The sequence below is a fragment of the Sodalis sp. (in: enterobacteria) genome (assembly GCF_051710625.1).
Classification (GTDB): domain Bacteria; phylum Pseudomonadota; class Gammaproteobacteria; order Enterobacterales; family Enterobacteriaceae; genus JBPESN01.
Genome location: NZ_JBPESN010000013.1, coordinates 42,302 through 50,554 on the forward strand (window position 1 = coordinate 42,302; position 8,253 = coordinate 50,554).

General features: G+C 59.1%; 4 protein-coding genes and 6 pseudogenes. 1 reads left to right on the forward strand and 9 read right to left on the reverse strand.

What is annotated here, in order from left to right; translation table 11 throughout:
- Nucleotides 1–26: 26 nt before the first annotated feature.
- From truD to cysG, 9 genes and pseudogenes are all read right to left on the reverse strand, one after another.
- Nucleotides 27–961: pseudogene (gene truD, locus ACTBDU_RS05730) on the reverse strand (tRNA pseudouridine(13) synthase TruD).
- Nucleotides 958–1,434, reverse strand: a complete 477-nt coding sequence (gene ispF / locus ACTBDU_RS05735; RefSeq protein ID WP_438805831.1) for a 2-C-methyl-D-erythritol 2,4-cyclodiphosphate synthase — start codon at nucleotides 1,432–1,434, stop codon at nucleotides 958–960. The pseudogene truD and the gene ispF overlap by 4 nt, the downstream one beginning before the upstream one ends.
- Nucleotides 1,435–2,154, reverse strand: a complete 720-nt coding sequence (ispD, locus tag ACTBDU_RS05740; protein ID WP_438805832.1) for a 2-C-methyl-D-erythritol 4-phosphate cytidylyltransferase — start codon at nucleotides 2,152–2,154, stop codon at nucleotides 1,435–1,437.
- Nucleotides 2,154–2,471 (reverse strand): cell division protein FtsB, encoded by a 318-nt coding sequence (gene ftsB, locus ACTBDU_RS05745; RefSeq protein ID WP_438805833.1) that lies wholly within the window; start codon nucleotides 2,469–2,471, stop codon nucleotides 2,154–2,156. Before ftsB ends, ispD begins: the two co-directional genes overlap by 1 nt.
- A gap of 158 nt (nucleotides 2,472–2,629) precedes the next feature.
- A pseudogene (locus ACTBDU_RS05750) lies at nucleotides 2,630–2,978 on the reverse strand (DUF3561 family protein).
- A 59-nt stretch (nucleotides 2,979–3,037) separates the two neighbouring features.
- Nucleotides 3,038–3,661, reverse strand: a pseudogene (gene cysC, locus ACTBDU_RS05755) (adenylyl-sulfate kinase).
- Nucleotides 3,661–5,105, reverse strand: a pseudogene (gene cysN, locus ACTBDU_RS05760) (sulfate adenylyltransferase subunit CysN). The pseudogenes cysC and cysN overlap by 1 nt, the downstream one beginning before the upstream one ends.
- 12 nt (nucleotides 5,106–5,117) lie before the next feature.
- A pseudogene (gene cysD, locus ACTBDU_RS05765) lies at nucleotides 5,118–6,030 on the reverse strand (sulfate adenylyltransferase subunit CysD).
- Nucleotides 6,031–6,041: 11 nt separating this feature from the next.
- Nucleotides 6,042–7,444, reverse strand: a pseudogene (cysG, locus tag ACTBDU_RS05770) (siroheme synthase CysG).
- A 372-nt stretch (nucleotides 7,445–7,816) separates the two neighbouring features.
- Between cysG and ACTBDU_RS05775 the strand changes: the two are divergent.
- Nucleotides 7,817–8,149: a hypothetical protein gene (locus ACTBDU_RS05775; protein ID WP_438805834.1), complete on the forward strand. Its 333-nt coding sequence runs from the start codon at nucleotides 7,817–7,819 to the stop codon at nucleotides 8,147–8,149.
- Nucleotides 8,150–8,253: the final 104 nt, after the last annotated feature.

An 8,253-nucleotide genomic window follows, 5' to 3' on the forward strand; every position in this document is an offset into this window, starting at 1 on the left:
AAAGGTTTCGTGTGGACGCTGGCGGGTCAGTGGTCGATATCGGCGGGGGCATTCAGCAATTCACGCACTACCGCCGTAGCATAACTGCCTACAGGCAGGCTGAAGGAAAGCGTCAGCGTCGCGTGGTCTTGCCAATGCCAGCTTAACGCCTCCGGCCGCAGCAGCAAGGGAACCCAACGCCCCCTCCCCTGGCAATGGCGCCGTTAGAGAAAGCTCCCCCGCCGCCAGCCGGTCGGTCAGCACCGCCGTCGTGGCGACAAACTAGCTGCCACGGCCGGTTAATTGCAGGGCGTCGCCTTCAGCATGCGCGTTGGCCCAAATTGCGCCAGGCGCTGGCTGACCACGCTATTAAACAAAGCGCTGCGGGCGGCGGAAAGCTGCGCTTGCTGCAATCTTTAATGCGCCGATTATCCTCGGCCCCGCGCTGCGCCTGCGTCAGATTATTACCCTGATGACCAAATCGCTGATGACCGAAATAATTAGGTACGCCTTCCCGGGCAAGGCGGTTCAACCGCGCGTCGACCTCCGCCTAGACGCTTATCTCACGCAGCGTCAGGGTGAAGGCGTTGCCCTTAAGGGTACCAATGCGCAGTTTGCGCCGATGCCGGGCGGTGGCGAGAGTCTCACAGCCTGCAAGCTGGAATGCCGCGAAGTTGGGATCGCTTTTACCGTGCAGGCGCAGGCAAAACCACTGTTCGGTAACGGCGTGGCAATCTTTCAGCCCGGCGTAGCTCACCGAGCGGGCGGAAATACCGGCGAAGGCCGCCAGCGCCTCGGCAACATAGGGCGTATCGCAGCCGGTTTTACGCAGCCTTACCAGCACATGTTTACCTTCGCCGTCCGGCTCGAACCCGAGCGCTTCACGCACTTGAAAATCTGCCGCCTCGGCTTTCATCAAACCGGTCGCGGTTGGTTTGCCCTGCAACCAGTGCAGCTGATGATAATCCAGGTCGTCGGTCATGAGGTCCTGACCAGCAACGCTAACGCCTCGCAGGCAATGCCCTCGCCGCGACCGGTAAAGCCTAACTGTTCGGTGGTGGTCGCCTTGACGTTGACATCATCCATGTGGCAGCCGAGATCTTCCGCGATATTCACGCGCATCCGCGGAATATGCGGCGCCATCTTCGGTGCCTGGGCAATAAGGGTAATATCCAAATTGCCCAGACGGTAGCCTTTAGACGTAATCCGTCGCCAGGCTTCGCGCAATAACGCGCGGCTGTTGGCCCCTTTGAAGGCCGGATCGGTATCCGGAAACAATTTGCCGATATCGCCCAGCGCGGCGGCGCCCAGCAGGGCGTCGGTGGCGGCGTGCAGCGCAACGTCGCCATCGGAATGCGCCAGCAGGCCCTGCGGGTAAGGGATACGCACGCCGCCAATGATAAGCGGGCCTTCACCGCTAAACTTGTGCACGTCGAAACCGTGTCCGATACGCATTTACACGCTTTCCGTAGTAGCCAATTGAGAAAAAAAGAAGCGGGCCAGCGCCAAATCTTCCGGGCGGGTCACTTTGATGTTGTCCGCGCGCCCCAGTACCAACAGCGGCGCATAACCGCAATACTCCAAAGCCGAGGCCTCATCGGTGACGGTCGCACCTTCCACCAGCGCCCTCTCAAGGCAGGTTATCAGTAGATCGCGCGCAAACAGCTGCGGCGTCAATGCATGCCATAAATTCTCGCGCTCGACGGTGGCAGCAATAATGTCCGAGCCAGTGTGGGCGCGTTTCATGGTGTCGCGCACCGGCGTCGCCAGGAGCCCGCCCACCTCGGTATGCGCGGTTATCTCCAGCAGGCGGCGAAGATCGTCTTGATGCAGGCAAGGGCGCGCGGCATCGTGCACCAGCACCCAGGATGCCGCGCGGGTGCGGCGCAGGGCGGCCATAACCGAGTCGGCGCGCACCGCCCCGCCGGTGACAACACGCACCCGTGGGTCGTCCGCGACCGGCAACTGGTGGAACCAGAGGTCTTCCGCGCTTGTCGCCACCACAGCCTCGCGGACGCCAGGATGACGCAGCAGCGCGTCAATACCGTGTTCGAGCAACGTTTTGTTGCCGATGGTGAGATATTGTTTAGGCAGGGCGGTCTGCATGCGACTGCCGGTACCGGCCGCCGGTAGTACGGCGATAACGTCAGGGGGCTGCCCTGCTAATGCGATCATTATGGATTGTCTTGTGTCGCGGGCGCTGCCGGCTGCTGTTTTGCCTGCTCCGGCACCAGACGATAGAAGGTCTCGCCCGGCTTTATCATGCCAAGCTCGTTGCGTGAGCGTTCCTTGATGGCTTCCTGGCCGCCGTTCAAATCATCTATTTCCGCAAACAGCTGATCGTTGCGCGCTTTGAGCTGCGCATTGTTGCTTTGTTGCGCCGCAACGTCGCCCTCGACGCGCACCAAATCATGCACACCGTTTTTACCCAGCCATAGCGAATATTGTAACCAGCCAAGCAATACTAATAACAGCAGCGTCAGTTTTCCCATACCGCCCCCTGAATGACGGCATAATCATCGCATAACTTGCGGGCAGACTCTACACCAGCCGGCAAATACCGCGGCGTTTGCGCCAAAAAGTCGGCGGCTCAAGGGCTTTTTTACCAATTTTTTACGCTTTGTTACCGCATGAGGAGGCGAACTGGGCGTTACCAGCCAGAGAGAAAAATGAACACCAGCCAGAACAGGCTGAAGAGCGACAGGCCGGTGGCCAGCAGCGACAGGCAAACTCTGCCGCCAAGCAGCACGCTGTAGATGACGCCCATCAGCACGCACACCGGCAACAACGCCAGAAAGAACGGCCAAGGTGTAGAGCAGGAAAAACAGGGCGTTGGTGCCCAATTGCAGAATCGGCACGGCGAAAGCCAGCCAGTAAAAGACAAACCCGGCGATACCGCCCCACAGGGCATAACGCGGCCCATCCCGCCAAAGCGTACGGTCAGGGGCGAGGCTGAATTTGAAAGGAATAGCGCGTTTTATCTTGGTAACGTTCGGCATTAAGCCCTGTCTCCGGCTGGTAATCGCCGGCGACGTTCAGTCGCTCGCCGGCAGCGCATTCAGGAGTTGATAATAACGCGCTCATCCAGCAGATCTAATAAACGACCGGTCAAATTTGTTACCAATTGTTCGCCATCCAGATGCAGATCCGGCCGCTGTGGCGCCTCGTAAACCGCGTCAATACCGGTAAAATTACGCAGCTCGCCGGCGGGGGCTTTTTGATAGAGCCCTTTGGGATCTCGCGCCTCACAGACGGCCAGCGGCGTATCGACAAACACTTCGATAAAAGCGGCCGGCGGGCAGCATATCGCGCACCAGCTGCCGCTCGGCGCGGTGGGGCGAAATGAAGGCGGTTAACACGACGAGACCGGCGTCAACCATCAGCTGCGCCACCTCGCCTACGCGGCGAATATTCTCGTGCCGATCCTCATCGCTAGAGCCCAGATCGCGGCACAAACCGTGGCGGACATTGTCGCCGTCCAGTAAATAGGTGCTGACGCGCCCCGCTGATGCAGCGCCTGCTCCAGCGCGCCGGCGAGGGTCGATTTGCCCGAGCCGGACAGGCCGGTAAACCACAATACCGCCCCCTGGTGCTTATGCAGCCCCTCGCGATCCCGACGGGTCACCGTATGCGTATGCCAAACCACATTGTCGTCAACAGGACGCCCTGCGTCGGCGGTCATTATTTGCCTCCCAGCAGGTCGCGTGCGCCCCGCCCCAGTGCGGAAAATGACGGCGCACCAGCGCGTTGAGCGCCAGCTCAAATTCGCCGTAGGCACCCGGCTCGCGATAAACGTTCTGTAGCGGCTGGCGCACCATGCCGGCGCCGACGGTGACATTACTCAACCTGTCGATGAAAATCATGCCGCCGGTGGTCGGATTATCGGCATACTTATCCAGAATCATCGGCTCGTCGAACGCCAGCTCTACCAGACCGATACCGTTAAGCGGCAGACTGTCGGCCACACGCTGAGTCAGGGTGTTGATATCAACCTGATACTGCCTGATACTGAATGTTATCCACCCACGCGCGGGTTTTCTTGCTGGCGATCTTGATATCAAAACTCTGGCCCGCCACCAGCGGTTGTTCGGTCATCCACACCACATCGACCTGGGCATTTTGCACCGCCGTCAACGTCTCGCCGGCGTCCAGCAGCAAATCGCCGCGGCTGATGTCCACCTCATCCACTAAAATTAGGGTCACCGCTTCGCCGGTCCAGGACCCTGTCAAATCGCCATCAAAAGTCACGATGCGGCTGAGGGTGGAAGTGACGCCCGACGGCAGCACTTTCACCGCCTGACCGACGCGCAGTACGCCCGCAGCCACGGTGCCGGCGTAAGCGCGAAAATCCAGATTGGGGCGGTTAACGTATTGCACCGGAAAGCGCGTCGGCTGCTGCTCGTTAAGATTGATAACCTCTACCGACTCCAATACGTCCAGCAGCGGCGGGCCGTTATACCAGGGCATGGCCCTCCCCGACGCGGCCACATTATCGCCCTCCAGCGCCGACAGCGGGACGAAGGTAATGTCCAGATTAACCGGCAATTGCTCGGCGAAACGCAGATAATTCTGGCGAATGCCCTGAAAGACTTGCTCGTCAAACGCCACCAGATCCATTTTGTTCACCGCCACCACCAGATGACGGATGCCCAACAGCGTATTGATAAAGCTGTGGCGCCGGGTCTGATCCAGCACGTCTTTGCGCGCGTCGATAAGCAGTATGGCCACATCGCAGGTCGAGGCACTGGTCGCCATATTGCGGGTGTACTGTTCATGCCCCGGCGTATCGGCAATAATAAATTTACGCTTTTTGGTGGAGAAATAGCGATAGGTGACATCAATCGTGATGCCCTGCTCGCGCTCGGCCTGCAAGCCATCCACCAAGCAGCGCCAAATCGAGTTTGTCGCCCTGAGTACCCAGGCGCTTGCTATCGGTATGCAGCGGCGACAGTTGATCCTCGTAGATTTGCCGGGTGTCGTGCAGCAGGCGGCCAATCAGCGTGCTTTTGCCGTCATCGACGCTGCCGCAGGTCAAAAAACGCAGCAGGCTTTTATGCTGCTGGGCGTGCAGGTACGCTTCTACCCCCCCCCTGCTCGGCGATCTGTTGGGCTATGGCATTGTTCATGTCGATGGCTCCTTAAAAATAACCCTGACGCTTTTTTATTTCCATCGACCCGGACTGATCGCGATCGATAACACGGCCCTGACACTCGTTGGTGGTGGATACCAGCATCTCCTCGATGATCTCGGGCAAGGTCTGCGCGTCGGAGGCCACCGCGCCGGTCAGCAGCCAACAACCGAGCGTGCGAAAGCGCACCATATGTTGTTCGATAACTTCACCCGCCTGCAGGTCGATACGGTCGTCGTCCACCATCATCAGCATCCCATCGCGTTCCAGCACGGGGCGCTTCTTGGCCAGATACAGCGGTACGATTTCGTATGTTTTCCAAAAAAATATATTGCCAGACATCGAGCTCGGTCCAGTTGGAGAGCGGGAAAACGCGAATGCTTTCCTTTTTGTTGATCTGACCGTTGTAGTTGTGCCACAGCTCCGGGCGCTGGTTTTTCGGATCCCAGCGGTGAAAGCGGTCGCGAAAAGAGTAAATCCGCTCCTTGGCGCGGAATTTCTCCTCATCGCGTCGGGGGCGCCGACCAAAGGAGGCATCAAAGCCGTATTGATTCAGCGCCTGTTTCAGGCCCTCGGTCTTCATGATATCGGTGTGCTTGGCGCTGCCGTGGACAAAGGGATTGATGCCCATCGCCACCCCTTCCGGGTTTTTATGCACCAGCAGCTCGAAACCGTAGGCCTTGGCGGTGTGATCGCGGAACGCATACATTTCGCTGAATTTCCAGCCGGTATCCACATGCAGCAGCGGAAACGGCAGTTTGCCGGGATGAAAGGCCTTGCGCGCCAGATGCAGCATCACGGATGAATCTTTGCCGATGGAGTACATCATCACCGGATTGCTGAATTCGGCAGTCACCTCACGGATGATATGGATACTCTCAGCCTCCAGCTGCCGTAGATGGGTAAAACGTTGTTGATCCATAAATGACATCCTTACGCTAGATTGACCACCGACGCGCGCTTTTGCGCCGCCAGGTTTTGCTGACCAAACCAATTGATTTCATGATGAAGGGCGACCACTTCGCCTATTACCAATAATGCGGGGGTCGGCGGCCCCTGCGCCAGTTGATCCAGCGCCGCTAGGTTCCCCGCCTGAACGCTCTGGTCGCTGCGAATACCGCGGCTTATCACCGTCACCGGCGTTTGCGCCGCCCGGCCATGGCGAATCAGCTGGCTGCTGATTTCCGATTTCCGCCGCCTTGACGCCCCCCATGTAGATAGCCAGCGTCTGACGCCCGCGCGCCAGCGCCTGCCAATCCAGAGCATCGGCGCCGTCACGCAGATGCCCGGTGATAAAGGTAATGCTCTGCGCATGTTCGCGGTGGGTCAGCGGAATGCCGGCATAGGTGGTGCCCCCGGCGGCGGTAATACCGGGCACCACCTGAAACGGGATGCCCGCCGCCGCTACGGTTTGCAGTTCTTCGCCGCCGCGGCCGAAAATAAAGGGATCGCCGCCTTTAAGCCGCACCATCTTTTTGCTTTGCTGCGCCAGCATTACCAGCAGGCGCTTGTTCTCCGGCTGCGGCATCGATTGTTCGCCGGCGCGCTTGCCCACGCAGACTCCGTCGGCATCGCGACGGAGCAGTTCCAGGATTTCCTGGCTTGCCAGATAGTCATACAGCACCACATCCGCCTGCTGCATAAGCTGCAGCCCGCGCAGCGTCAATAGCCCGCTGTCGCCGAGGCCGGCGTTGACCAGCGTTACCTCGCCCCCGTGTTCTGGGCCGGCGTTCAGGGCCTGCCTGCTCCAGCCGCCCCTGCGCCACCAGACTGGCGAAGCGCCCATTGAGGGGTTTTTCCCAAAACCGGCGAGGGGCGGCCATGCTGCGGATCTGCTGCTTTACCCGGCCACGCCAGGCGCCCGCCAGGGCCGCCATGGGACCGAGAAAGGTGGCAGCATCGATTCCAGTTTCTCGCGCAGAATACGCGCCAGCACCGGCGCCGTACCGCCGGAAAAAATGGCTACCATGATGGGCGCGCGATCGATAATCGAAGGAAAGATAAATGAGCAGTACGGCTGGTCGTCCACCACATTGGCCAGCAGATGCCGCTGTTCGGCGCACTGGGAGACCCGGGCATTCAGCGCCGCATTATCGGTGGCGGCGATCACCAGGAAAACGTCGTCCAGCATGGCCGGTTCAAACGATTCGCCTAGCCAGGACAGACCGTCGGCCTGGCGGATTTCCTCAAGCGCCGGGCATAACGCCCCGCGCCGCCACTCTGATTTGCGCGCCGGCGCGCATTAACAGCTGAATTTTGCGCGCGGCCACCTCGCCACCGCCAACCACCAGTACTGGACGACGCCTGAGATCGGCAAATAGCGGTAAATATTCCACAGCAACCTTTCTGTTCGTGTTCAGCAATATAATTGACTATACGTCGACCATTTCTGGTATATGAAATTCTTAATTGGAATTTGATTTACCTTTATAGAATAACGATATTATTGACTTTCCAGCGAAGCGGGATTGTTTTGCCGCCGTCGCTGCCCCATACTATAGTAGCCGACAGTTGCGCGGCCGAATATTAAGGCCGTTCCGGTAAACAAGGACTTTCCGTTATGCGTTACCCCGCTTGCCTGCGTATTGCGTTATGGCTGTTCGTCAGCGTTGGCCTGACGCCGGCCGCTCAGGCCGCCTCTCCTCTCATCTCCCGAACTCTTTGCCCAAGAGCAAACCCGCGCTATCGCCACCTATTTTCCCGGGCGCATGGCGGGCAGTCCTACGGAGCTGCAGGCCGCCGAGCACCTGCAGCAACAATTTCGCGCGCTGGGCTATCAGAGCGATCTGCACGCTTTCAATACCCGCTATCGCTATGGCGCGCCGGGCGAACGAGTGGACTGGCGGCGCATTACCGCCAGTTCTACTATCGCCGCCAAAGCCGGCCTGGCCGGGCAAGGGGAGATTTTAGTAATCGCCCACCTCGACATCTACCTGCCGCGCGACGATCGCGATCTGAACCACAACCTCGGGGGGTTGACGCTGCAGGGGGTGGACGACAATGCCGCCGGTCTCGGTATGTGGGGTGGCAATCATTTCTAGACTCTTAAGTTAAACGATGGGTTAGCCGGAAGCCCTTTAATGGCGCGGCTTACAGAGATTTTACAAATTCTGGACTCGAATGACTGTGGTTTGAGCAAATTTAA